The sequence below is a fragment of the Spirosoma humi genome, from assembly GCF_054776575.1.
In genome coordinates, this window is sequence record NZ_BAAHBR010000015.1 from 384,280 (window position 1) to 407,918 (window position 23,639).

Genomic DNA, 23,639 nt, shown 5'->3' on the forward strand with positions numbered 1-23,639 from the left:
GGCTATTTATATACGTTTTAGCACAATCCAAAGGCCGAAATGGTTCCCTTGCACGATTTCTGCGAACTAGTCTGTAAATTTACCCGAATTATGCAACCAAGTTATACGCCCCAGGGCGCTTCTTCAAGACCACCAACAATCGGCGGACTAACCATGCTGGTCGGTTTCGTGCTGATTGGCGGGGTTGTTAGCACGCTGCTGCTTTTTGGCATTATGGCGATCAGCAAAGGGATGGGCTTTACCGAAGCCCAGAACTACCTTACGCGGTTAGCGGCTAACCCGTCGGCAGCGCCCGGTAGCTGGTACGAACTGATGGTGCTCCAGGCGGTCAATCACCTCGGCACGTTTTTCCTGCCGGCCCTTGCCTACTGGTACTTTATCGAACGCCGGACATGGGATCAGTTCAACGCCCGTCCCGTTTCGATGGTAGCAGGCTTCGGTTTGATTGGCGTGATTGTCATCGCTTTTATGCCCTTCGATAGCTTCATTATTGACTGGAACCGAAGCCTGCACCTGCCCGAAACCCTGGCCCCCGTTGAGCAGTGGATTCGGGATAAAGAGAAAGGCCTGGAAGGCATTACCAAATACTTAACCACCTTCGAGACAACAGGCCAGCTGCTGGTTGCCATACTCGTGATTGCCGTTATTCCGGCCATTGGTGAAGAAACCCTCTTCCGGGGTATTCTACAGCGCAACCTAACCGTCTGGACCAGAAATCCACACATCGGTATCTGGCTGGCGGCTGCCTTATTCAGCGCCATTCACGTTCAGTTTCTGGGGTTTTTCCCCCGTATGTTGCTGGGTGCCTTATTTGGCTACCTGTATCTATGGTCGGGGAATTTATGGGTACCGATACTGGCTCACTTTGTCAATAATGGATTTACCGTACTCATGGTCTATATGTACCAGAAGAAATTGGTCTCTGTGGACATCGAGAGTACCGAGTCCATTTCGCTGGCGGGTGTTTTGGTTTCGGGAGTTATCACCCTGGGTTTGTTACTCTATTTCCAGAAACATAATCAGGAGCGAGCCGCGACAAATGGCGAACACTGATCAGTCGGCACGATCCGGTTACCTTCGTGCTTTTTTTGCCTAACCTCTTATTCGTGACAATACCATGACAGAAACCTGGGAAGTAATTTACTCGACGCCCCTCCCCCACAGGGCCGAATTAGCCAAAGCGTTATTGCTTGAACATGATATATCGGCGGTTGTTATCAATAAACAAAGCAGCAGTTATCCAACCATTGGCTCAGGAAAAAGCGAGGTTCATGTATTGGCCCAGGACGCAATCTTAGCTAAAGTAATTCTTGAGAATGAAGCAACGTTTAGCTAAACTTTCGAACCTTCAGCAGCGGGTCATTGCCGCCGTGGCCGGGGTTCCGTTTATTCTGTTCATGATCTGGTACGACGCCTGGACATTTGCGTTGCTGTTCTGCCTCGTCAGTGCCCTTACCCAGCGCGAATTTTACCGGCTGCTCGGCCTCGATGGGTTTGAACCCCTGACCGCCTACGGAACGGTGGTTGGCACCATGATTTGTGTATTGGCCTACTTTGTTGAGACTGACCAGATTGGAACCGGAAATTACTTCCTCATTTGCCCGGCTTCCTCCATGATTTTTCTCATCAAGCTGTATAAAAAACGGGACATGAAACCCTTTACCAACATTGGGTTCACGTTTCTGGGCATTATTTACGTAGCCATGCCGTTTGCGCTGCTCATTATCCTGGCGCTTCAGGGGGGCACTTTCCACCCCATGATTATTACGGGCTGCCTGCTCCTGCTTTGGGCGAGTGATATTGGCGCTTACTTCGCCGGTACCAAGTTTGGTCGCCGAAAGCTCTTTGAGCGGGTTTCGCCAAAAAAATCGTGGGAAGGCAGTATTGGTGGCGCGGCCGCTGCGGCTATTGTGGCGTTGGGGCTGACATTCTGGGCACCCGAACTACGCCCCTGGCAGTGGTACTGCGTGGGCGGCATCATTGTCGTGACCGGAACGTACGGCGACCTGGTCGAGTCGTTGTTCAAGCGAAGTATTGCCATTAAAGACTCCGGCAGTAGCATACCGGGGCACGGTGGCTTTCTGGACCGGTTCGATGGTCTGTTGCTGGCTGCTCCGTTTATCATTACGTTTCTAAAGCTGTTCGCCTGAAGCGGCCGACATTAAAATAGGGCTGTAAAGCCTAAACTTTCTTAAAATTCGGGTAATACGAATCATTACTGGTCTTTTAGTCGTTTACTTTGTAGTATGGTAACTTTGTCTATGAAGAAGTCACTGACGTTATTTGTTTTTATTCTGGTATTGTCTGCGCTTGCGGGACTCTTCACGACCGCCCGCGCGCAGGGTCAGCAGCAGCAGATTACGTTTACGGGCTTTATCACCGGCGGTAAATCGAACGATGCCTTACCCGGTGCTTACATCTACATTCCCAAGGCCGGAAAAGGTGTTTTGTCGGCACCAAACGGCTATTTTGCGCTGCCAGTTTTTCCGGGAGACAGTATCATTTTCAGCTATGTAGGCTTCAGAACGCAATACCATATTATTCCGCGCCGGTTAACTGACCTTACGTACTCGGCGGTCGTAGCGTTGCAGGAAGACGTTAAAACACTGGCCGAAGTAAAAGTTTACCCGTACGCGACGGAAGAACTGTTTAAGGAAGCCTTCGTGAACCTGAAACTTCCCGATGAAAAAGAGCGCGAAAATCTGGCCCGAAACACCAGCCCGGAAGCCATTATGCGACAGGCAGCCACCATGCCTATGGGTGCGCTCGCCAACCACCAGAACTTTGTGAATCAGCAATTTTTTGGGCGGGAATCGGTTATTGGCCGCAGTGCCACGCCAACGTTTGCCTTCACGAATCCTTTTGCCTGGGCTAACTTTATCCGGTCGGTAAAACGGGGCGACCTAAAAACAAAGGAGTGGCGTAGCGAACTTAACAAAGCGCCCCGGGAAAACCTGACCCGAAAAGACGTTCTACAGGACGGAAATTGAGTTCCTCTCGGTTTATAGTGAACTGCATTATCGCTTTGTCGCTCTATCTGCCAGAACGCCCGGTAAGATTACTTTCTGACTCCCGCCGACGATGAGAATCTCGGTATGTGAGCCAACTACATCCTGTATTCATTACGTCCATTTTTTCAGTGTCAGATCGCTGCCGTCGAATACGGCGTAGGTTTTAGCGAATACCCACTCGCCGAGGTTGATGTAGCGACTGGTGGACGAAACGGCCAGATCGAGCGGCAGGTGGCGATGACCGAAGATGTAGTAATCGTGGTGCATGCGGCTCTCGACCTCCCGGCAGTACTGCATCAGCCATTCCCGATCTTCTCCCAGAAAATGTTCCTCCCCTTTCTCCTGGTTACTGGCGCGGCTCCGACGCGACCACGCCTGGGCCAGCCCGATACCCAGATCAGGGTGTACCCAGCGAAACAATCCTTGCGCAAAGCCGCTTTCGAATACGGTTTTCAATCGTTTGTAGACGAAATCGCCGGGGCCGAGCCCATCCCCGTGCCCGATTAGAAAGTGTTTGTCGCCAATTTCGTACCGGCGCGGATTCCGATAGACGGGAATGCCCAGTTCCTTCGTGAAGTAATCGTTCATCCACATGTCATGGTTGCCCGTGAAGAGAATAATGCGAATACCGGCATCGGTCAGTTCGGCCAGCTTACCCTGCAAACGAATAAATCCTTTGGGTATACTGTGCTTGTATTCAAACCAGAAATCAAACACATCCCCCACCAGAAAAATGACATCGGCATGGGGCCGGATGGATTCGAGCCAGGCAACGATAATTTTTTCCCGTTCGTGGCTTTGCTCGACAGAGGGCGTGCCAAGGTGGAAGTCAGAAGCGAAATAAACGTTACGGCCGGGGGCAAGCGGAATTGTTTCGAGATCAGACATGCATAGGGTAATTCTGCCGTAAAGGTACGCAAGCAGATTCATTCGCGTATTCGTTACAGCTTACCCGCCAGTACGCAGATGGTATATTCTGCCCGATTTTAGGCCGATGTTCCTGATTAAATTAGCGAAAACAACATGACCGATAATATGGTATGTAAGAAAACGCTAATTTTGGCTTTTCTCAAATCATCTCATGAAAATCAAATCACTGATACTGGCTTTTCCTGTTTTGTGTTTAGCCTGCAGCAGCCCAAGCTCCACCACCGATCCTGCCAACAACGTTGATGCCAGCCCGATTATGGCCAAACAGGTTGTTGGGGTGAACGCACTCTCTACTGATCGGAATTATGATGAGCCCTGCAACATTTTGGGTGAAGAGTATGTACGTTCTACCTTCAATCTGGGAGAAGATACCAAGCTAGATGAAGCAATCGGGCACGATGGCTGTGCCTTTGAATGGGCAGGCAATAAGGTGCTGGTTTCGTTTGCCGGTACCCGTCCTTTCGAATCGATGTACGTGGCTCAATATACATTTGACAAAATGTATCAGGGCAAGCAAGCCAACGCCATAACGGAACCCGTTGAAGCAGTCAACGACTCAATCGCCAGTGGTCCTAAGCCAGAAGGAACCAACGCCGAAACACCGGCAACGGACGAAAACGAGAAAACGGCTCATCACACTACGGATGACAACCAGCCTCAGCACGGCGGTATCACGGCGGCTACCCCCGCGCTCACCAAACATGCGGTTAGCACGGGCAATTATGTAGCCGTACAAAACGTAGGCGACAAAGCGGTATGGGATGCGTCGACCGGCGCGATGCACGTTCTGTATAACAACAACATCATCAGCGTAACGGTGGAGACCAAAGAAAAGCCTGAAGTAAAGAAAGAGCATGCTCAGAGCCTGGTTGAAGTCCTGATCGAAAAAATCTCCGCGAACGAATACACTCGCTCGCTGTAAGCAATACAAATCAATAAACCCAATAAAAAGGCGTGCCCCGGTTCAGAACCGGGGCACGCCTTTTTATTGGGTTTATTGATGACCCTGGCGTTACGGCCCTATGCCGCGTCTGACTGTCTTTTTTCGATCTGCCGTAAGTTCGACTACAACAACCGTAGATTCGACTACGTCTGGGTTTTGCGCGCTGCTGACCTTTGCAGAAACAAAATAACAGAGAAATGAAAATTGTTGTAACAGGTTCACTAGGACACATTGGGAAACCCCTGACCGAACTATTGGTACAAAAGGGCCATTCCGTCACGGTGATCAGCAGTGATCCCAAAAAACAAGCCGCCATTGAAGCGTTGGGGGCAACGGCGGCTATCGGCTCGGTGGAAGACGTTGATTTTTTGGTGTCTGCCTTCACCGGCGCGGACGCTGTGCATGCCATGATACCGCCCACCAATGCCTCGCCAGACCCAATAGCCCGGCACAGGAAATTAGGAAATTGCCTGGTGCAGGCGATTGGTCAATCGGGGGTGAAACGCGTGCTGTATGTCAGTAGCTATGGGGCACATTTAGAAAAAGGTACCGGGCTGATTGTCGGCCATCACCACGCAGAAAATGCGCTGGACGCTTTACCTTTAGAAGCGCTTACGCACCTTCGCGCCACCTATATTTACTACAACCTGTACGCTTACATGAACATGATAAAAACGCTGGGTTTTATCAGAGCAAACTATGGTGACAACGATCGGGTTGTACTGGTGTCGCCGAAAGACATTGCGGCCGCTGCGGCTGAAGAGCTTGAGACTCAGACTTCTGGCCGGAACGTACGGTATGTGGCGAGTGACGAGCGTACCTGCAACGAGATAGCCCAGATTTTGGGAGCGGCTATTGGCAAACCCGACTTAAAGTGGGTCACAATGACCAATGAGCAAATGCAAACCGGCATGGAAGCGAATGGCGTACCCGCCCAGGTTGCCGCTCAGCTGGTTGAAATGTATGGTGCCTGTCATACCGGTTTATTGAACGAAGACTACGACCGGCATAAGCCAAAGACGATGGGTACCGTAAACATGGAGGATTTTGCCCTTGAATTTGCCGCGGCTTTTAATCAACAATAAGTATTCGGTCGTATGAAAAACACACAACCTTATCGATTCAAAACCATCAGCGAGTATCATCGGGTAAGAGGTTTACCGAAACCGGAGCATCCGCTCATCAGTGTGATTGATTACCAATCGATCGTCCATTCGACGGATAACAATCCCCTAAGCTGGGTACTTGATTTTTATCTGATCTCGCTGAAAAGAGATTTTAGCGCCAAATTGAGATACGGTCAGCAAGAGTATGATTTCGATGAAGGTGTCCTGTTTTTTATAGCGCCCGGTCAGGTGTTTAGAATTGAGGTCGAGCAAGTGGCTGCCTCAATTAAATCAGGATGGATTCTGCTCATCCATCCTGATTTCCTGTGGAATACGCCTTTAGCCAAAGCCATTAAGGAATACGAATACTTTGATTACTCGGTCCATGAAGCCTTGTTTCTTTCTGAAAAGGAAGAAACGACGATTACGGGACTCATGCAGAATATTCAGCAGGAATACCATTCAGCTATTGATAAACTTAGCCAGGATATCATCGTTGCTCAGCTTGACCTATTGCTTAAATATGCAGAACGGTATTATCAACGGCAGTTTATCACGCGCAAAATAACCAATCACAGGATTCTGAATCGCCTGGAAAACCTGATCTCGGACTATTTCAGCAGTGATGATTTACGAAAAAAAGGATTGCCAACCGTTCAGTACATTGCCGAATCCTTAAACGTATCACCCACTTATCTGAGCGGCCTGCTGAAAGTACTGACAGGTCAAAGCACCCAGCAACATATACACGACAAATTGATTGAGAAGGCGAAAGAGCAGTTATCCGCCACGGATATGTCCGTCAGCGAAATTGCCTATGCGTTGGGGTTCGAACATCCACAGTCGTTCAGCAAGCTGTTCAAAACCAAAACGGCCCTTTCTCCGCTCGAATTCAGGCAGTCATTCAATTAACAAACCATTAAATGGCTCCTGTTTCTGTGGAATCAGATTCTTAAATCTGACCTTGTGCGGTTTCTTAAAACCGAACAGTTAGTATGGTTCGGTTTTAAGAAACCGCACAAGGCAGGTTTGAGTACCTGCCTTCACGAATCAGGTTATTGGTCCCAGTTTAAAGAGACTACACAGTATTTTTGTCCTTAACTAGGCTTCCTATCCTGGTCAGCTAAAACTGCGTATGCACATGGAGGAACAATCTGGACGAAGAGAATTTGTGGGTGTTATCACCAAAGCCGTTGGGGCTTCATTACTAATGCCAGCTTTTGGCCTCAATCAGGCCGTACAGGCCAGCCAGCCCTCATTTACCGTTGGGCAAATTATGGCGATGATTCTGAAAACAATACCCAACGCACCTTTTGAAAAGACCGTTGATACCCTGAAGTCGGGCAACGCGTCTCAGAAAGTGACCGGCATCGTGTCCACCATGTTTGCCACGGTCGATGTCATTGAAAAAACCATCGCGTCGGGGGCTAATTTCATCATTGCCCACGAACCAACTTTCTACAACCACCTGGACGAGACGGACTGGCTTAAAGGCGATGAGGTTTTCCGCTACAAGCAAGACCTGCTGACGAAGCACAACATTGCCCTCTGGCGTTTTCATGACTACATTCATTCACACCGCCCGGATGGCGTTCAGGCGGGTGTGTTAGCTGCTTTAGGATGGACAAAGTATGCCAGCGCCGACGATGCCCATGTACTTACGTTACCGGCTACACCACTCAGTCAACTTATTACCCACGCGAAAAGCAAGCTGGGAATCAAGATGGTTCGGGTCGTTGGCGATCCTGCCCAATCCTGCCAACGCATCCTGCTAATGCCCGGCGCTTCGGGCGGACGTAGCCAGATAAGCGCCATTGAAAAAGTGAAACCCGATGTTATATTCTGCGGAGAAGCCAGCGAGTGGGAGACGCCCGAGTATGTACGCGACGCCCGCCAGCAGGGTAAAAAACTATCCCTGGTCATTCTGGGCCATATCATGAGCGAAGCCGCTGGTATGGAATGGGTTGTCTCCTGGCTGAAACCCCAACTCCCCGGCCTCAAAATCGCCTATATCCCGTCAGGTAACGCATTCACCTATCTATGACTCAAGGCTATTTGGGCCTACCCATTCCCATTTTACCCTAAATCCCCTGAAGGGGACTTTGCTAGCACTTAGACAAAGTCCCCTTCAGGGGATTTAGGGGTAAAAATGGATCGATGAACAAACACGGTTATGACCGAAAGAGGAATCCTAAACAGTCTCATTTTAAGTCAAATGATTTTTAAAAATTAAAAACCAAAAGAGCTGGCCAATGCCTGATACATAGCCAGCTCTCTTATTTGTTAATTTACGACGGCACTCGGTCCATTGAGCTTAAAGCGGAATCTGCTCGAACACAACCGCCGGTTGGTCCGCGTCTTTAAATGCTTTGCGAGGACGGATATTGAGCGTCTGGAATAATTGCAGATCAGCATCTTCGTTTGGATTCGGGGTAGTCAGCAGTTTGTCGCCCGCGAATATAGAGTTGGCGCCGGCCAGAAAACACAACGCCTGCTCTTCGGTGTTCATCCGAACCCGTCCGGCGGATAAACGGACCATCGCTTTTGGCATGATGATACGCGCCGTAGCAATCATCCGAATCATTTCCCATACCGATACCCGAGGCTGGTCTTCGAGCGGAGTTCCTTCTACGGGCACCAGCGCATTGACCGGTACAGATTCGGGATGCTGCGGCAGGGTAGCCAGCGTGTGCAGCATACCAATCCGATCCTGATCCGACTCGCCCATACCGATAATTCCCCCCGAGCAAACGGAAATTCCCGCTTTCCGGGCGTGTCCCAGCGTATCCAGGCGATCATCGTACGTACGCGTGCTGATGATGTCACCGTAAAACTCCTCGCTTGTATCGAGGTTGTGGTTGTAGGCGTACAAACCCGCGTCTTTGAGCTTCTGAGCCTGACTTTCCGTCAGCATGCCGAGGGTGCAGCACACCTCCAGTCCCATCTCATTGACGCCCTGTACCATATCCAGGACTTTGTCGAAATCGCTGTTGTCACGCACTTCGCGCCAGGCTGCGCCCATGCAAAAGCGCGTGCTCCCCGTGTCTTTCGCCCGCTGAGCAGCCGTCAGGACTTCATTTACTTCCATGAGTTTATGTACTTTCACGGCGGTATGGTAGCGGGCCGCCTGCGGGCAGTAGGCACAATCTTCGGGGCAGCCGCCGGTCTTAACCGACAGCAGCGTGCACACCTGCACTTCCTGCGGGTCGTGGTGTTGGCGATGTACGGTAGCAGCCCGGTACATCAGGTCCAGAACGGGCGAATTGTATATTTCGGCGATTTCAGCACGAGTCCAATCAGTGCGAAGCATAGCAGTACGATTTTTAATTGACGAGACGAACCAGACATGGCCCGCTCTATTCTCTGAATGATGCCTTCAGCTCATCAAAAATCGTAAACCAGCAGGCGTAAATCAATAGCACGCCCGTTTATTTCAACCCAAAGAAAAACCGTGTCACCTTGAACGGCTTGATGAGCAGTAGGTAGATGGCTACACAAACGACTAGTGTTGAAAGGCTTACCGCCAAAAATCCATCGTAAACGCCCAGACTCGTTCTCGTTAAAACAGCATAGCCAATAAGCACAATTACGGTTTGGTGGAGAATATAGAACGGATAAACGGCCTCGTTCAGACGGGGCAAAATTGGCTTACTGATGTTTAGATAGCGGTACCCATACGCTACGGTCATCAGCACCGAAGCCACCATTAGGCATTGCCGATTGGTGAAGTACGTAAAGTCGAGCCAGAAGATCGTATCAAGCTCGTCAAACGTAAACCAGTAATTCATCCCGTACATGACGATCGTAAAGACAAGGGTTGCCACCAGAAAGATATGGCGTTGCTCGGTCAGGATTGTCCAGAATTCTTGCCGACTCACCAGCAGATACCCAAACCAGAATAGCAGCAGGTTCTCGGCAAAGTAGGCCCAGTCATTTATCAACGCATGGGTTTCGTCCGGAAATAACGGACGAAGCGCATACTGGCTGGCCAGGATACTGACAATCATGACGCCTAGTGCCCCGCCCGGCAGGGCGATCAGGCGGCCAAAACCAGTAGTGAACCGTTGCCCACTGGCGGATTTCAACCAGCCAAATACAGGAATACTAAGCAACGAAAAGAGAAATAAATACGTGACAAACCACAGATGGTGCCAGCTAAAAGCCCCACCCGTTCCCCCATCGTGATAGGGCTGGAAATTAAACACCTCTGGATAAAACTCGCTGTAAGTCCCCGAAAACCGGCCGCGAAACAACCATTCGATGTAAATCTGGGGCGGCACAATAACGAACATCCCAAAGACAAGCGGAACGAAAAGCCGCCGGACACGCTCGCCAGCGTACAAGCTTAATGATCGTTTTCGTAAAGCAAAAAATGCTCCGGCTCCGGATATCAAGAACAACAGCGGCATCCGCCACTGGTGAAGCCACCGCATGATAAGCTCCATCGGCCGATTGTGTTCGTCGCTTTTAATATGCCAGCCCCACGACACGTAGATCATGCCGGTATGGTAAAACAACAGGGTGATAATGGCAATAATCCGAAGCCAGTCGAGATCGTACCGACGTGCGTTAGGCATTAGGGCCGAATTTTCCGGACTGGAAACCTGGGAGGTTTGTTGTTGGGCAGGAGCCATAAGCTGCAAACGAGTTTGTTTTGATGGCCCAAAAATGGGCCTCAACAACGCCTGGTGGCCTATGTCCCGATAGTAACGAAGTTCATGCCGACCGGGACGAAGTCGGAGGTGACTGGATCGGAAGCGATCCTGCTACGAATTGCCGATATTGCGCCGGGGTTTGATTCGTTAGCCGTTTAAAGGCCGTATGAAAAGCGGAAGGTGAGTTATACCCTACCCGCTCGGCAATTTCATCGATTTTCAGGTTGGCCGTTGCGGCTTCATTTAACAATCGTTTGGCTTCGTCAATGCGGTAGGTAGCCAGCCAGTCGAAGAAGGTTTGCCCCAGCCGGTCATTCAACAGCTGCGATAGATTATGCGGGCTGGTGTCGAGTCGAGCGGCTAGTTTGGGAAGTGACAGGTCACTATCCAGGTAGGGTTTCTCGGCCTCCAGCAAGCGGTTAAGTTTACCCAGAACCGCATCTTCGACCTCTTCCGACAACGCCGACTTCTCGTATTTCTTTTTGGGTTCGGCAGATGAATCTGGTTCAATAGTTTTTGGGTCGGCAGGCGGTTCTTCCCGAAAAAAATCGGACCGACTCATTACTAGAAAACTGTTCGTGTAAATCGTGATCGCAATGTATGTTGCCAGTAAATAATCGCCAACATCATTTACGAACTGTGGTTTGACCAAGACAATTAAAAATGGGACGAGGGCAAACAGCCAACTTGGTAAACGAAGGGATTTTAGCTTGATGGATGAGCGCAACGTTGCATCCTGACGACTTGCTTTCCAAATAGCCAATAATGCCAAAATAGCATAGATAAAACAGCTGATAAGCGTCATCTCACTAATAAAACCGCGCAGTTCCGTGAAATCTTCCTCCAAATAGAGATGCTGTTTTATATACGGCAATTCAGGATGCTGTGAATTTATGTAGGAGTTGTATTTGAAATCAATAGGTTGATACATCCAGGTTACCGAATTAATCAGCCAGATTCCAAATGGAACTAAATGCCAACCCCAACGATGGGGTAATCGTTGCCAAAGCCGACTAAAAACGAAAAAATAGAACAGGGGCCCTAGTAAAAAATTGAACGGCTCAGAAAAATCTCCCATCCATAATATTCGAAATGTATAGTTGGTGTAGTTCAGAAATATTTCCCCGCTAATCGCGGATAACACCAGCATAAACAACCCATGACATCGATTGGATATGTTCTTTCCCCGCTTACCAGTCAGGAAAAAAATACCCAGAAACAGGCCCTGTGCAACGCCCAGAAAAATGATGAGTGCGAATAGATCAAGATGAATGGGAAGCGGTTGCATGTAAACAGTATTACGTAGCGAAGGTAAAAAAAAGACCTACGCGATCGTTACATCACATAGGTCTTCACTCTGTAAACCAACTTAATTACCGGATATCCAGCTCAAATGGCATCCGCATCTGGGTGCCTTCCATCATTTTGAGCTTTTTCATATACTTTACATACGGAGCCAGTTCACCCAGTTGTGCCTGAATTTTAGCTTCTTCATCGCCACTGAACGACAGCATCAATTGCTCCAGGAACTCTTTTTTGCGAGGCTGGTATCGAAGTTGAAAATCATCGTCTTTCAGCTTGGCCGACCGGGCGGCCAGTTTGATCGCGTCGTCCAGACCACCGAGTTGGTCAACCAGCCCGATGGCTTTCCCTTGTGTTCCCGTCCAGACGCGTCCACCGGCAATGGCCCGCAGACTATCGATGGGAAGTTTACGTCCGGAAGCCGCTTTGTTCGTAAACTCGGCATAAATCCGTTCGGTAGCCCGTTGCATGATCTGCTTTTGAAATGGCGTCATTTCGTGCGTTGCCGTCGGAAAATCGGCATTAGTATTGGTTTTCACCCGATCATACGTCACGCCGAGTTTCTCTTTGAAGAAATTCTCGGTGTTGAACATTAACGAGAATACGCCGATAGAACCCGTAATGGTGTTGGGCTGGGCCACAATTTTGTCGCATCCCATCAGCATGTAGTAGCCTCCCGAAGCGGCATAGTCGGACATGGAGCCGATAACCGGCTTCACTTTGCGCGCTAGCTGCACCTCCCGGTACATTACATCCGACGCCAGTGCACTACCACCACCTGAGTTGACCCGCAATACGATGGCTTTCACTTTGTCATCTAAGCGCGCTTTGCGAATCTCTTCAACGATCGTTTCCGAGCCGATGCTGTTGTCGCCACTCTTGCCCGACTGAATATCGCCCGACGCAATGATGACGGCAATGCGGTTTTTACTGACACCATCGGTATCATCATTCGTCTTTTCTGACTCCTCGTAACGGCTCAGCGAAACATAATTGATTTTCTTTTTTTCCTCAACACCCAGTTGCTTCTTTATCAGGCTTTCCAGTTCGTCCTGATAGCCAATGTTCGTAACGAGTTTCGTGCGAAGGGCATCTTCGGGTTTCTGGATCGTCAGGTTGTTGGCGTAGTTTTTCAGGGAATCTACCCGCAGATTGCGGCTTTGCGCTACCCGAACCAACATGTGGTCGTTCACCGAATTCAGGAACGAGTTAACCTGCAGCCGGTTGGGATCGCTCATGTTTTCCCGAATAAAAGGTTCAACGGCACTCTTGAAATCGCCTACTTTGAAAATTTCGGGTTTGATATTCAGCTTGTCGAGCGTTCCTTTAAAGAACGAGAGTTCAGCATTCAGGCCGTTCCATTCCAGATCACCCGCCGGGTTGAGGTAAATCTTATCGGCTACCGACGCGATGTAGTACCCTTTTTCGGTCATCGTTTCGGCGTAGGCATACACAAACTTTTTCGACTGCTTAAAGTCAATCAGCGCATTGCGAATTTCTTCCAGCGAGGCCCAACCCGCCGACGGGCTTTCCGTTTGTAAGTAAATTCCTTTGATGTTATCGTCATCTTTGGCTTCGTTCAGCGCTCGTTTCAGCTCTACCAGACCAATGGCATCCCCCGAGCTGCTTATAGGACCAAATCCATTGAATGGATTGTTGACGCTCCGTTCTTCAATGGGTTTGTCTAAATCTAATTTTAAGACCGTGTTTTCTTTAATAGCGGGCTTGGTATTCGATGTGGAAGACAAAGCAGCTCCCAGTCCAATCAGGAGCAGAAAACCGACGAATGAAAACACCAGTAGACCAACAACGGTGGCTAATACATATTTAAGAAACTGTAGCATGAATAAAGTGGCCTTGTTTAACAGGCTCTATACAAATATAGCCCGGAAGAAAGTTTCCAGGCTATAAAAGTGTTAAGTGAACGAAAAGAATGGACGAAAGGTATAATCCTTACATCAGCTTATAATCATTGACTGATGTTTGAATAACCTCCCAGGCTTCCTGCTGCCCGTAGATGTTAGCCAGTTCCATGACAGCCGGCTCTTCGGGCAGGTTTTTGTAGGTCAGGAAGTAGTGGCGCAGGCGTTTCACAACGGCTTCGGGTAGTTGTCCCAGCTCGGTATACTGTCCATACATCGCGTCGCCTTTGAGCACAGCAATGATTTTATCATCAGCCTCCCCTTTATCGATTAGGCGGAACCCCCCGATGGGGATGGCTTGTAAAATCAAGTCACCGTGTGTGATTTCGCGTTCGGTCAGTACGCAGATATCGAGGGGGTCACCGTCGCCCATCTCCACATTTTTGCCCGATTTTTCGCTGGCCAGACGTGCAATCTGATCACCGCAATACGTTTGGGGAATAAAGCCGTAAAGGGCTGGTAATACGTTGGAGTACTGCTGGGGCCGGTCAATTTTGAGGTAGCCGGTTGCTTTATCGATTTCGTATTTAACGGTATCGGTTGGAACGATCTCGATGAAGCAAGTCACTTGCTGGGGAGCTAGTTCGCCGATGGGGATGCCATGCCATGGATGGGCTTTAAAATTACTCTTCATTGGTTGGTTGTATTACTAAAAATTAACAATCTATTGATAAAATAAGGGAGCTACATGGATAGGTTTCGTTCGGCAAACCCTACTTTTTCGGCCACTAGCTGTTCGGCCGAACGATTCAGGGTTTGTCGAACGAGCATTTCGCCCAGAAAACCGGCCAGAAACAACTGGACCCCCAGAATAATGGCCACTAAGCCAAAGAAAAACAGAGGGTTATCTGTCACATTCCGAAACTTGGCTCCCTGGGCAATATTGATGAGTTTCTCTACAATGAGCCAGATAGCCAGCACAGAGCCGACAAAAAAGGATAGCGTACCGAAGGTACCAAAAAAGTGCATAGGCCGCTTACTGAACCGGTGCACGAAGGCGATCACGAGCACATCCAGAAACCCGTTGACAAAACGCTCCAGCCCGAATTTGGTCGTGCCGTATTTTCGGGCGCGGTGTTGCACGACTTTCTCGCCGATCTGACTGAACCCGTCCCAATTGGCGACAATGGGGAGGTTTCGGTGCATGTCGCCGTAAAGCGACGGCGCAATCGTTTTAACAACTTTCTGTTTGTAAGCTTTCAGGCCACAGTTGAAATCATGCAGTTGCACCCCCGAAATCCAGCGCGAAACAGCATTGAACAGTTTCGTAGGGAGTGTTTTGGTAATGGGGTCATAGCGTTTCTGCTTCCATCCCGACACCAGGTCGTATTTATCCTGCACAATCATGCGGTAAAGCTCCGGAATCTCGTCTGGACTGTCCTGCAAATCCGCATCCATAGTGATGACAACCTGCCCACGCACCGCCTGGAAACCCGTTTGCAGCGCGGCTGTTTTGCCATAATTACGGTTAAACCGGATGCCTCGCACGTTGGGGTTTCGGTTGGCCAGTTGCTCAATCACCGACCATGAATCGTCCGTACTGCCGTCGTCAACGAACAGAATTTCGTAGGAGAAATGATGTTCCGTCACAACCCGCACAATCCAGTCGTGCAGTTCGGGCAGCGACTCGTCTTCGTTATAAAGCGGAATTAAAACGGTAAGTTGAAGCAATTCGGGCATATACTTTTTAAACGCAGAATCGAACCGCCTGAACGGCTCCACCCTGACCGGGCACAGGTATTACTACAAAGTTCGCAGAGTTTTCAGAATATTAGGTAAAATTCACGGAGTAATGTCCGAAATTCTGACGTATAGGTCTCGGCGAGTCGATTTCCAGGTGAATCAGTTTGTTTTTTAAGCTCGTAGATGGTCAACGTTTCTTCATCAGGAGAACGTTCCTCGAACGAAAAGCCGGTTATGACCCGGAATATCGGCTTTTGTGCATTGTGCCGGACCAGGAGTCGTTTGTTGGCATATAGGCCAGCCTGCCTGGCCAGATTAATCAATTTTTCAGCTTCGTAGGGTGGTAATAGAACCCACCACTGTCCGTCGGGTTTCATTAGCCGCACAATAGCCGCAATCAATTCCGGAAAGGGCAGTTCGTCTGTATGCAGCGCCCGGTTGACGGCGGAATCAGGTGAACGCAGGTGATTGGTATAAAAAGGTGGATTAGTTAAAATCCGGTCATACCGATCCGTCGGCTTAAACTCCTGGATATGACTATGCCACACATGCACACGCTCGGCGAACGGGCTAGCCGCTACGTTTTCCTGAGCCTGTTCAAAAGCGGCATCATCTACCTCAACGGCATCGACCTGAGCCGATTGATTGCGCTGGGCGACCATCAGCGCAAGTAAGCCGGTTCCGGTTCCAATATCGAGGATTCGCTTTACGGCCCCGCCTGCTTCGAGCGGTTCATGATCCGTAACGTTGGCATAGGCTCCCAACACACAGGCATCCGTACAAACTTTCATGGCTGTACGATCTTGCTGAATCGTGAATTGCTTGAAGCGAAACATCTGACTTACAATTTGTTGACAAGATTATGCATTACAGCACGTATCCTGGTGCGTTATTCAGCCAATTCTGTCAATCATAAAAATTCAGCTTATTTACGACCAAAATCGGCCGGATTTTCACCCCAGACGGTCGTTTCCCATTTCAGAACGGGGTTCGCGAATCGGTGTGTCTGGAGCCAGGTTTCAGCCCGGTCGAGGAGTTCGAATAGCTCGGCATTGCGGCTGGTTTCTTCAAGCTTGGTATTTGCTTTTTTCTTCTTCACCCAGCCGATGGCCGTCCGGGAATCGGAGTAAACCGGGATATTACTATTCTTCTGGTGGAGCAATGCCAGAGCGTGTACGATGGCCAGAAACTCACCAATGTTATTCGTGCCGTCGCGATAGGGTCCTTTTAAAAAGAGCCTCTGCTTTGTGGCCAGATAAATACCCTGGTATTCCATATCGCCGGATGCGGTGTTCCAGGCCGCATCGACGACCAGACTGTCCTGAATGGGTAAACCGACTAGCTCGGTTAGTTTGCCCTGTTTACCCGCTGGCTTGGTTGCCTGACCGATGTGGGCATGCGGTTTATCTTTGAAGGCCTGCAAAGCGGCCGGTTTACTATCGAAGGCCTTGAACAAGGGCTTGGCAAAACCATCGGTCTGGGCTTTGGCTTCATCCCAACTATCATAAACGCCCGGCTTTCTACCGTGCCAGACAACGTAAAATTTGGGCTTTTTCTGCGCCATGCGATTTACCAGATTCGGTCAATGGAGTAAAGGTCGAAGGCGTCGTCAACACTTACGACAGGAATCGTATCAACAATAGACTGAGCAATTATTAATCGATCAAAAGGATCTTTATGATGCTGTTGTAGCTGACTAAGGAGGAAGATATGTCTCAGCTCGACAGAATAAATCTGATAATTGTATAATGTGAGTTGTTGCCTAATCAAGTCTTTGAATGGTTTCGCAAAAACCAGATTTCCCAAATTATGCTTGATCGCCATTTCCCAAATACTCGCAATACTCAACCAGCAAGTTTCGTCGGATTCAATAATTTGTCTTGCAACAGGGCTTAATTTACTATCTCCTGTTGCGTGCCAAATGAAAGCTTGTGTATCAATAATATACCCCATTATTTATACTCATCGAATCCTTCCGGAATACCATCAAAGCCAGGAAGGATAGTTATCAACCCTTTGGCGTTTCCAAATAAAGATGCCCGTTTTTGAGCCAGTGATTCATTTTCAGCTGTTTGTTTCTGGTATTTTAATTCAAGAAACTCAATAAAATCAATGACTTCTTTTTGTAAATCGTCGGGCAAGGCCTCGTATTTTTTTACGACTAAAGAGTTCATAAGTGATATCACTTGCTGGTGAAACGACAAAGTAACAAGTTTCTTCTTTAAAATAGTGTCCAGGCTATCTACTCATCATTAAAAAAGCCCTACCGTTCATGGCAGGGCTTTCTTCACTCATTGTATTTTTCAGATTATTCCTTATTCTTTACACCAGCCCAGATTGCGTACAGCAGTACACCTCCTAACAGGCCCAATCCGATAGCACGAGCCACATGAAACGATGTTGGCGTTGGCATATCGACGATACCATTTTCATCGGTAACGGCTGGTTGTTTCACATAACGCCCTTCCGACGGAATGGAGCGGGCTTCGAACTCGTGGGCCAGTTTGTTCAATCCTAATTGCAGATCGAGGCCATGTACGGAAACACCGTGGCCCGTTCCGGCCGCTACTGGGTTCAGGTTGTTCAGGGCCAGCACCGATTTTTTTGCGGCCTGCCAGTCGCAGGTAAAGTAAGCGGGTGGCCCGTGAAACTCTTCGCGCTGCGTAGCCACCGCCGTAATCGCATTCTGGTTCGTGGTCACAAAGGCATCACCCGCGAGGAGTGTCCGGTCTTTATCGCGAAACAGCGAAATATGACCCGGTGCATGGCCCGGCGTGTGAATGGCCCGCCAATCGGGAAGCTCGGGAATTTTTCCGTTGTCGGCAATAGGCTGAATGCGATCACCAAAATCCGACGGCCCAATGGGGAATACCCACGACATGTAGGACATGCCCCCTCCACCAATGGCGGGGTCGGGTGGTGGATAGCTTGATTTACCCCGTAAATAGGGCAGTTCGAGTTTATGCGCGTAAACCGGCACATCCCACTCGCTCAGCAGTTTCTCCAGCGAACCGGTATGGTCGGCATGACCGTGCGTGAGCACAATGGCATCGGGTTTGGTACCGGGGCCAAATAGCTGTTCAGCGCGTTTTTTTATCTGGCTGGCATAACCCGTCAAACCGGCATCGATTAATACCCAGTGGTTACCGGGGCCGGGTGTTCCAATAAAGAACACGTTGACAAATAACGTTTTTATACCCGCCACATCGGCCGTTACATCGTAGGGAGTTCTGGTGTCGGTCTCCGTTGGCGATTCAATATCGAATTGCGTTTCCATAGGTGTTGAGCTTAGTTAGCCTTTCAACCCATAGAATCAATAGATTGTTTGATAATCTAGCCCAAACAAGCCAGGGAGGCTAACTACGTTCTTCCCACACGTTCGCCACATTGACAATGACATCGACGGCCTTCTGCATATCCTGCACCGATACCCACTCCTGCCGGGAATGAAAGGCATGTTCACCCGCAAATATATTTGGGCAGGGCAATCCCATAAACGATAACCGCGATCCATCGGTGCCCCCCCGGATGCTGCGTCGCTGGGCCGTTAACCCGGATCGGCGAATGGCTTCGAGTGCGTTGTCAACCACGGCCGGATGTTGATCCAGAACGTCTTTCATGTTGCGGTACTGTTCTTTTACCACGAATTGCGCCGACGAGTTTGGGTACTGGGCCAGCACATCATTCAGTTGATTTTGCAGATAGATCTCCTTTTCCTGCAAGCCCGCTTCGGTAAAATCGCGAATAATAAATTCCAGCACGGCCTTGTCCTGATTGCCTTCCAGGTGGGTTGGATGAACAAACCCTTCTTTTGCCTCCGTCGTTTCGGGTGAGAGCGCGTTTTTGGGTAACACGGCCAATAAATCAGCCGCAATTTTCAGCGCGTTCTCAAGCTTCCCCTTGGCAAAGCCAGGATGCGTGCTCACGCCCTGAATGGTTAGCTTAACGGCATCGGCGGAGAACGTCTCGTCTTCGAGGGTACCCAACGCTTCACCATCGATCGTATAGCCAAAATCGGCTCCCAGTTTCTGAATATCGACTTTTTCGGTGCCGCGTCCTACTTCTTCATCAGGAGTGAAAAGCAATCGGATTCGACCATGTTTTACGTCGGGATGCGTCAACAGGTACTGGGTGGCATCCATAATTTCGGCCAGCCCGGCCTTATTGTCGGCGCCGAGCAAGGTGGTACCGCTGGCGGTAATGATGTCGTTACCAAGCTGATGGGTCAAATCGGGATGATCAGCCAGCCGGATTTGCTGCGTCGGATCATCGGGTAAGCTAATATCGGCACCGTTCCAGCGTTCATGAATGATCGGCTTCACATGCGCACCCGTTACATCGGGCGAAGTATCTACGTGCGAGCAGAAGCAAATTGTCGGCACATTTGGCTTATCTGTATTGGCTGGAATCGTTGCGTACACATACCCCCATTCATCCATTTCGGCATCGGCAATGCCCATATCCAGCAACTCCTGCACCAGCACCCGACTCAGGTCTTTTTGCTTCTCCGTACTCGGATTCGTCGTCGACTGCGGGTCCGACTGCGTGTCGATCTGCACGTAGCGCAGAAAACGATCGACGGCGGTATAATGGTAATTATTCATTTAGTTTCTTACTAGCTTGTACCTTGGCCTCTATCTGACTGCTATATAGATACCTATTTATCAGTCGTTTACTTTATACAGTAGGGACCAGGATTCCTTCCAGATCAGCCGGGGAGTAATTTATACTTTTCAGGGTCTTCCGGTCGGCGTCGCGGTAAACCAGGAACTTCCCGTCTGATTCGATAAAATGGCAGGGAACCCCTTTGGCCTGATACTGGGCCACGGTGGCTTCCGCTTCGGCAATGGTCAGGCAGGCTTTGCTCATGTTGGAACGCTGTACTTCCTCGAACAGCTCGCTGAATTTATCGCCCAGGCCAAACTCAAGCACCGCCCCCGACAGCACATACTGTAAATCGCAGAGTGCGTCGGCCACGGCCACAATATCACCCTCGGCAATGGCTTCACGCAGTTCGTCCAGTTCTTCGGCCAGCAGCGATACCCGAAGCTGACTACGGGCTTCTGACGGAATCTGAGGGGTTTCTAAGATTGGCGCATGAAAGGTGCGGTGAAATTCCGCTACCTGGTTAAGCGAGTCCGGTTGTTGCATATGGTTTATCGGGAAGCATGACGAGTTAATGAGGACGAATAATTATCGGGAATTCGATTCGTCCTCATTAACTCGTCATGTTCAATTTTAAAAAGTTAGTCTTCTTCCTCGTCGCTGCTGAACGAATAGAGCGTGGTATCCAGCGACAGGGTGTTTGCGTTGAACTGCGCGATGAAGTCTTCGATAACCTCATCGGTTATTTCATCAACGTTCAGGCAAACGTCCAGAGCAATCCCATAATCAGATTCCAGATCGACCTCAACGTGTTCCTGCACTTTAACCGTTTCGGTTTCTTCAATTTCCTCGATGATTTCGGTCAGGGCTGTTTCAGCCTCCTCTTCCAGTTCGGGTGCTATTTTGTAATTTGGTTTACGCTCTTCGGGCGGCACGTAGGTTGGAAACGTCTTCTGAACTTCTTCCACAGCCATTTCGTACACTAAACTGCTGTGATGCAGCCGGAGCGTATAAACCAGTGTATCGAAAATAACCTCCTGCCCCTGATAGTGTCCCGGAAACTGAATATGCCTGCACTCGCCTTCTTCCAATACGTCCAGATCGTCGTCTTCTACATAGATGAACGACTTACCTTCCTGGCTACACTCGTCTTTCAGTGCGCTGATCTCTTCGGGGTCGTACCCGTCATTTTTATAATTTGCCATGAGGCAAAGCTAGTATTTCTTAGTCAGAAACCATATCGGCCCTAAGGTAGTCGGGCATTTTCTGAGCCTGTAGTATGTCGTTAAGGAATTCAGGCCAATCGCAACGCATTTATTATTCGCTGCGTATTTCGTTTACTACGTCATCTTTGTGTGATCAAAATCTGTACGATGAAACACCTCTTCCTTCTTACGTTTCTGATGGGCCTATTCACCTCGGGGCAGGCGCAGGAGGTCGTCATTGATACCAACTATTACGCTCCCCCACCCGTAGTTCGGGAACGATTACTAACCGAAGATCCGGACAACAACCCAAGATACCAATCGGGCGGTAGCCAGCGAGCTACCAGAAGACGGGGGTTGCTCGAAAAACTCAACGAAGTACAAACCTGGTATGTGGGTGCCGAAACCGGCTTTCGAAGTGATGGCAGCGTACTGAATAACTCCCTCGACAGGCTGGTCAGCAATCCGACGCCGGTAAAAGCCTCCTGGAGTGCCCTGCTGGGCTATACATACCGCAACGCCTGGACGGTTGAAGCGGGATACACCCGCGCACCTATTCACCTGACTATTAGCATTGCGAATAGCAACAGCCCACTCGTTTTCAACTACCTGAACAACGGACACGGAGTTCCCCTGCGCCTGAAACGACGCCTTGGTTCGGGCAAGCGGGCTGCGAATGGTACCGGCTTCTGGATTACGGGCGGAGGCTGGCTGATTCCGAATGGCAGTGGGCAAACGGGTGATTTCCGCCTGATTGGCTACAGCTATTATGGCCGCAATCGGGTTGACACGATCAGGCTGACCAACTCGACAACCATACGCAAACAGCTTACGGGTATTGCCGAATTAGGCCTCGACTATACGACCCGGCTGGCGTCGCGTGTTGAGATGGGGTTTTATGTTCGCAAATACTGGGGGCTGGGGATCGCCCTCCAGTCTGACCTGGTCTATACGGTCAATAACAACTCAAAAACGCAAGCCACCATCACAGCCGATGGAACGGGCTGGGGATTCGGCATTTCCTTGCGCTATCTGTATGGGCGGCAGTATGAAGTCAGGAATCCTTGACCTAACCGGATCATTCTTTTTAAGGGGTCAGCCAGGCATAGACGACCGCTTCGGCCAGATCGATAGCCGTTTGAAGGGGTGCCGTGTCGACTTGATCCAGCGTATCGGTTGGCTGATGGATGCGTGGCATTTGCCCGGTTGCGTCCAGCGCACACAACGCCAGCACCGGGATTTTATGCCGCACAAACCAAACACTATCGAAGTCGGCCGTGTGCCAGTTGCCAACCTGCGTTCGGTGTTGAAATGCCTCGCTTGTAGCTAGTTGACGTGCCAGCTGGGTAGGCTTGTTATCATAGCTGATCTGCTCGGCGGTCCCTGTTTTCTCTACGATGGTAAGCTTGCCAGCACCCAGGGTATCGAAATTAATCGCCATCGTTTGCGCTGGTTTCCATTCCTTTCGGTGTGATTTTACGTAGTAGTACGAACCAATCATACCGACTTCTTCGGCACTGGTCAGGACGACCTCAATGTCTACATCCGGCAAACTGGTTTCGTGAAGCCGACTGGCCGTAACCAAGGCCGCGGTCACACCCGTTGCGTTGTCGCTTGCCCCATTGCTGTACCCTTTAAGCCAGTAGCCTGCCGTACCGATAACCGCCTGCACCAGAAAATAGACCATCAGACCATAACGCAGATACGTCAAATAGGGCAACCCAACGTTGAACACCTCGTAGGTAGCGGCTACCCCGGCCAGCAACATCAGGAACAGGGAGACCAGAAGTGAGCCCCGGAATGAAGCCTGCCGTTTCGGATTATACAGTAGTGAAATGGGCGCGGTATCATAGTGCGCCATCAGGATAATTTTCCGGACGGGTTGCGCGCCCGTCCGACGGGCTGGCCAGCGCCCGATCACGTTTTGATCCGTATGCTGAACCGGAAATTTGCTGATGAACGAGTAACGCCAGTTAAAATACAACAGGGCCATCCACACGAAGTACCAGACCAGGCCAACCGCCACCCCACTGACGGGCACCAGCGCAAGGCCCGTTAGCAAGCCCCCAATTAACCAGTACACAATGGTCGCGTAGGTTTTGGGCGTTTCAAAAGGTTCCGTCTGTACCCTGGCACCCATGCCGGTAAGGTAACGTTTCAGGAGTTCAGCCGCTTTGGCTCCATCGGCCGTAGCCGCCCCGCGATGAGGCAAAGAAGAAAGTTCGTCGAGTATTGTCTGGACGGAAATTTTCACAAGGAATGAATTTACTTCATAGG

25 protein-coding genes are annotated in these 23,639 nt (G+C 49.9%); 9 read left to right on the forward strand and 16 right to left on the reverse strand.

All coding sequences use genetic code 11. The features are described 5' to 3' along the window. The first annotated feature begins 153 nt into the window (after window positions 1-153). From ACYU8Y_RS17880 to ACYU8Y_RS17895, 4 genes are all read left to right on the forward strand, one after another. Complete coding sequence (locus tag ACYU8Y_RS17880; RefSeq protein WP_460940319.1) at window positions 154-1,053, forward strand: lysostaphin resistance A-like protein; 900 nt, start codon at window positions 154-156, stop codon at window positions 1,051-1,053. Between the two features lie 64 nt (window positions 1,054-1,117). Further along, window positions 1,118-1,336, forward strand: coding sequence for a putative signal transducing protein (locus ACYU8Y_RS17885; protein ID WP_460939417.1), 219 nt, complete (start codon window positions 1,118-1,120; stop codon window positions 1,334-1,336). Continuing rightward, window positions 1,317-2,150 carry a phosphatidate cytidylyltransferase gene (locus ACYU8Y_RS17890; protein WP_460939418.1) on the forward strand — a complete coding sequence of 278 codons (834 nt, stop codon included), beginning with the start codon at window positions 1,317-1,319 and terminating at the stop codon, window positions 2,148-2,150. Before ACYU8Y_RS17885 ends, ACYU8Y_RS17890 begins: the two co-directional genes overlap by 20 nt. Window positions 2,151-2,261: 111 nt before the next feature. After that, entirely contained in the window at window positions 2,262-2,990 is a 729-nt protein-coding gene (locus tag ACYU8Y_RS17895; protein ID WP_460939419.1) for a carboxypeptidase-like regulatory domain-containing protein, read from the forward strand. A 132-nt stretch (window positions 2,991-3,122) separates the two neighbouring features. On the opposite strand, the gene ACYU8Y_RS17900 is transcribed toward ACYU8Y_RS17895, so the two are convergent. Then, window positions 3,123-3,899 (reverse strand): UDP-2,3-diacylglucosamine diphosphatase, encoded by a 777-nt coding sequence (locus tag ACYU8Y_RS17900; RefSeq protein ID WP_460939420.1) that lies wholly within the window; start codon window positions 3,897-3,899, stop codon window positions 3,123-3,125. Window positions 3,900-4,092: 193 nt separating this feature from the next. On the opposite strand from ACYU8Y_RS17900, the gene ACYU8Y_RS17905 reads away from it, so the two are divergent. The 4 genes from ACYU8Y_RS17905 (at window position 4,093) to ACYU8Y_RS17920 (ending at window position 8,034) form a co-directional block, all read left to right on the forward strand. Continuing rightward, window positions 4,093-4,863 carry a hypothetical protein gene (locus ACYU8Y_RS17905; RefSeq protein ID WP_460939421.1) on the forward strand — a complete coding sequence of 257 codons (771 nt, stop codon included), beginning with the start codon at window positions 4,093-4,095 and terminating at the stop codon, window positions 4,861-4,863. Window positions 4,864-5,081: 218 nt separating this feature from the next. Continuing rightward, window positions 5,082-5,969: an NmrA family NAD(P)-binding protein gene (locus ACYU8Y_RS17910; protein WP_460939422.1), complete on the forward strand. Its 888-nt coding sequence runs from the start codon at window positions 5,082-5,084 to the stop codon at window positions 5,967-5,969. A 12-nt stretch (window positions 5,970-5,981) separates the two neighbouring features. After that, window positions 5,982-6,902, forward strand: a complete 921-nt coding sequence (locus ACYU8Y_RS17915; protein WP_460939423.1) for a helix-turn-helix domain-containing protein — start codon at window positions 5,982-5,984, stop codon at window positions 6,900-6,902. A 229-nt stretch (window positions 6,903-7,131) separates the two neighbouring features. After that, complete coding sequence (locus tag ACYU8Y_RS17920; RefSeq protein WP_460939424.1) at window positions 7,132-8,034, forward strand: Nif3-like dinuclear metal center hexameric protein; 903 nt, start codon at window positions 7,132-7,134, stop codon at window positions 8,032-8,034. 270 nt (window positions 8,035-8,304) lie between these two features. On the opposite strand, the gene bioB is transcribed toward ACYU8Y_RS17920, so the two are convergent. The 14 genes from bioB to ACYU8Y_RS17990 form a co-directional block, all read right to left on the reverse strand. Continuing rightward, window positions 8,305-9,300 (reverse strand): biotin synthase BioB, encoded by a 996-nt coding sequence (bioB, locus tag ACYU8Y_RS17925; protein ID WP_460939425.1) that lies wholly within the window; start codon window positions 9,298-9,300, stop codon window positions 8,305-8,307. Window positions 9,301-9,418: 118 nt separating this feature from the next. Next, window positions 9,419-10,624, reverse strand: coding sequence for an acyltransferase family protein (locus ACYU8Y_RS17930; RefSeq protein WP_460939426.1), 1,206 nt, complete (start codon window positions 10,622-10,624; stop codon window positions 9,419-9,421). A gap of 82 nt (window positions 10,625-10,706) precedes the next feature. Beyond that, window positions 10,707-11,933, reverse strand: a complete 1,227-nt coding sequence (locus ACYU8Y_RS17935) for a helix-turn-helix domain-containing protein (RefSeq protein WP_460939427.1) — start codon at window positions 11,931-11,933, stop codon at window positions 10,707-10,709. An 85-nt stretch (window positions 11,934-12,018) separates the two neighbouring features. Next, a complete protein-coding gene (gene sppA / locus ACYU8Y_RS17940; RefSeq protein ID WP_460939428.1) occupies window positions 12,019-13,791 on the reverse strand; it encodes a signal peptide peptidase SppA in 1,773 nt (590 codons plus the stop codon). A 109-nt stretch (window positions 13,792-13,900) separates the two neighbouring features. Next, window positions 13,901-14,503 carry an inorganic pyrophosphatase gene (locus ACYU8Y_RS17945; protein WP_460939429.1) on the reverse strand — a complete coding sequence of 201 codons (603 nt, stop codon included), beginning with the start codon at window positions 14,501-14,503 and terminating at the stop codon, window positions 13,901-13,903. Between the two features lie 50 nt (window positions 14,504-14,553). Continuing rightward, window positions 14,554-15,549 (reverse strand): glycosyltransferase family 2 protein, encoded by a 996-nt coding sequence (locus tag ACYU8Y_RS17950; protein ID WP_460939430.1) that lies wholly within the window; start codon window positions 15,547-15,549, stop codon window positions 14,554-14,556. A gap of 83 nt (window positions 15,550-15,632) precedes the next feature. Continuing rightward, complete coding sequence (locus ACYU8Y_RS17955) at window positions 15,633-16,388, reverse strand: tRNA1(Val) (adenine(37)-N6)-methyltransferase (RefSeq protein WP_460939431.1); 756 nt, start codon at window positions 16,386-16,388, stop codon at window positions 15,633-15,635. Window positions 16,389-16,477: 89 nt separating this feature from the next. Beyond that, complete coding sequence (locus ACYU8Y_RS17960; RefSeq protein ID WP_460939432.1) at window positions 16,478-17,116, reverse strand: ribonuclease H1 domain-containing protein; 639 nt, start codon at window positions 17,114-17,116, stop codon at window positions 16,478-16,480. A 5-nt stretch (window positions 17,117-17,121) separates the two neighbouring features. Beyond that, window positions 17,122-17,505, reverse strand: a complete 384-nt coding sequence (locus tag ACYU8Y_RS17965; protein WP_460939433.1) for a type II toxin-antitoxin system VapC family toxin — start codon at window positions 17,503-17,505, stop codon at window positions 17,122-17,124. Further along, window positions 17,505-17,726, reverse strand: a complete 222-nt coding sequence (locus ACYU8Y_RS17970; RefSeq protein ID WP_460939434.1) for a DUF2281 domain-containing protein — start codon at window positions 17,724-17,726, stop codon at window positions 17,505-17,507. Before ACYU8Y_RS17970 ends, ACYU8Y_RS17965 begins: the two co-directional genes overlap by 1 nt. A gap of 134 nt (window positions 17,727-17,860) precedes the next feature. After that, window positions 17,861-18,829 (reverse strand): MBL fold metallo-hydrolase, encoded by a 969-nt coding sequence (locus ACYU8Y_RS17975; protein WP_460939435.1) that lies wholly within the window; start codon window positions 18,827-18,829, stop codon window positions 17,861-17,863. Window positions 18,830-18,908: 79 nt separating this feature from the next. After that, window positions 18,909-20,156, reverse strand: coding sequence for a peptidase T (pepT, locus tag ACYU8Y_RS17980; protein ID WP_460939436.1), 1,248 nt, complete (start codon window positions 20,154-20,156; stop codon window positions 18,909-18,911). Window positions 20,157-20,229: 73 nt separating this feature from the next. Next, a complete protein-coding gene (locus ACYU8Y_RS17985) occupies window positions 20,230-20,703 on the reverse strand; it encodes a pyrophosphohydrolase domain-containing protein (RefSeq protein WP_460939437.1) in 474 nt (157 codons plus the stop codon). A 95-nt stretch (window positions 20,704-20,798) separates the two neighbouring features. Beyond that, entirely contained in the window at window positions 20,799-21,362 is a 564-nt protein-coding gene (locus tag ACYU8Y_RS17990) for a hypothetical protein (protein WP_460939438.1), read from the reverse strand. A gap of 168 nt (window positions 21,363-21,530) precedes the next feature. Here ACYU8Y_RS17990 and ACYU8Y_RS17995 point away from each other — a divergent pair, with 168 nt between their 5' ends. Next, window positions 21,531-22,430 carry a hypothetical protein gene (locus tag ACYU8Y_RS17995; RefSeq protein WP_460939439.1) on the forward strand — a complete coding sequence of 300 codons (900 nt, stop codon included), beginning with the start codon at window positions 21,531-21,533 and terminating at the stop codon, window positions 22,428-22,430. Window positions 22,431-22,449: 19 nt separating this feature from the next. On the opposite strand, the gene ACYU8Y_RS18000 is transcribed toward ACYU8Y_RS17995, so the two are convergent. Then, the gene (locus ACYU8Y_RS18000; RefSeq protein WP_460939440.1) at window positions 22,450-23,616 is read right to left on the reverse strand and encodes a M28 family metallopeptidase; all 1,167 of its coding nucleotides are present in this window, start codon (window positions 23,614-23,616) and stop codon (window positions 22,450-22,452) included. Window positions 23,617-23,639 lie beyond the last annotated feature (23 nt).

Excerpts from the sequence above, each read along its gene's own strand:
- ACYU8Y_RS17985 (WP_460939437.1), bottom strand. The coding sequence starts at position 20,703 with ATGCAACAACCGGACTCGCTTAACCAGGTAGCGGAATTTCACCGCACC.
- ACYU8Y_RS17905 (WP_460939421.1), top strand. The coding sequence starts at position 4,093 with ATGAAAATCAAATCACTGATACTGGCTTTTCCTGTTTTGTGTTTAGCC.
- ACYU8Y_RS17990 (WP_460939438.1), bottom strand. The coding sequence starts at position 21,362 with ATGGCAAATTATAAAAATGACGGGTACGACCCCGAAGAGATCAGCGCA.
- ACYU8Y_RS17950 (WP_460939430.1), bottom strand. The coding sequence starts at position 15,549 with ATGCCCGAATTGCTTCAACTTACCGTTTTAATTCCGCTTTATAACGAA.
- bioB (WP_460939425.1), bottom strand. The coding sequence starts at position 9,300 with ATGCTTCGCACTGATTGGACTCGTGCTGAAATCGCCGAAATATACAAT.
- ACYU8Y_RS17970 (WP_460939434.1), bottom strand. The coding sequence starts at position 17,726 with ATGAACTCTTTAGTCGTAAAAAAATACGAGGCCTTGCCCGACGATTTA.
- ACYU8Y_RS17955 (WP_460939431.1), bottom strand. The coding sequence starts at position 16,388 with ATGTTTCGCTTCAAGCAATTCACGATTCAGCAAGATCGTACAGCCATG.
- ACYU8Y_RS17895 (WP_460939419.1), top strand. The coding sequence starts at position 2,262 with ATGAAGAAGTCACTGACGTTATTTGTTTTTATTCTGGTATTGTCTGCG.
- ACYU8Y_RS17930 (WP_460939426.1), bottom strand. The coding sequence starts at position 10,624 with ATGGCTCCTGCCCAACAACAAACCTCCCAGGTTTCCAGTCCGGAAAAT.
- ACYU8Y_RS17960 (WP_460939432.1), bottom strand. The coding sequence starts at position 17,116 with ATGGCGCAGAAAAAGCCCAAATTTTACGTTGTCTGGCACGGTAGAAAG.
- ACYU8Y_RS17915 (WP_460939423.1), top strand. The coding sequence starts at position 5,982 with ATGAAAAACACACAACCTTATCGATTCAAAACCATCAGCGAGTATCAT.
- ACYU8Y_RS17920 (WP_460939424.1), top strand. The coding sequence starts at position 7,132 with ATGGAGGAACAATCTGGACGAAGAGAATTTGTGGGTGTTATCACCAAA.
- ACYU8Y_RS17900 (WP_460939420.1), bottom strand. The coding sequence starts at position 3,899 with ATGTCTGATCTCGAAACAATTCCGCTTGCCCCCGGCCGTAACGTTTAT.
- pepT (WP_460939436.1), bottom strand. The coding sequence starts at position 20,156 with ATGAATAATTACCATTATACCGCCGTCGATCGTTTTCTGCGCTACGTG.
- ACYU8Y_RS17965 (WP_460939433.1), bottom strand. The coding sequence starts at position 17,505 with ATGGGGTATATTATTGATACACAAGCTTTCATTTGGCACGCAACAGGA.
- sppA (WP_460939428.1), bottom strand. The coding sequence starts at position 13,791 with ATGCTACAGTTTCTTAAATATGTATTAGCCACCGTTGTTGGTCTACTG.
- ACYU8Y_RS17995 (WP_460939439.1), top strand. The coding sequence starts at position 21,531 with ATGAAACACCTCTTCCTTCTTACGTTTCTGATGGGCCTATTCACCTCG.
- ACYU8Y_RS17945 (WP_460939429.1), bottom strand. The coding sequence starts at position 14,503 with ATGAAGAGTAATTTTAAAGCCCATCCATGGCATGGCATCCCCATCGGC.
- ACYU8Y_RS17880 (WP_460940319.1), top strand. The coding sequence starts at position 154 with ATGCTGGTCGGTTTCGTGCTGATTGGCGGGGTTGTTAGCACGCTGCTG.
- ACYU8Y_RS17890 (WP_460939418.1), top strand. The coding sequence starts at position 1,317 with ATGAAGCAACGTTTAGCTAAACTTTCGAACCTTCAGCAGCGGGTCATT.
- ACYU8Y_RS17935 (WP_460939427.1), bottom strand. The coding sequence starts at position 11,933 with ATGCAACCGCTTCCCATTCATCTTGATCTATTCGCACTCATCATTTTT.
- ACYU8Y_RS17910 (WP_460939422.1), top strand. The coding sequence starts at position 5,082 with ATGAAAATTGTTGTAACAGGTTCACTAGGACACATTGGGAAACCCCTG.
- ACYU8Y_RS17975 (WP_460939435.1), bottom strand. The coding sequence starts at position 18,829 with ATGGAAACGCAATTCGATATTGAATCGCCAACGGAGACCGACACCAGA.
- ACYU8Y_RS17885 (WP_460939417.1), top strand. The coding sequence starts at position 1,118 with ATGACAGAAACCTGGGAAGTAATTTACTCGACGCCCCTCCCCCACAGG.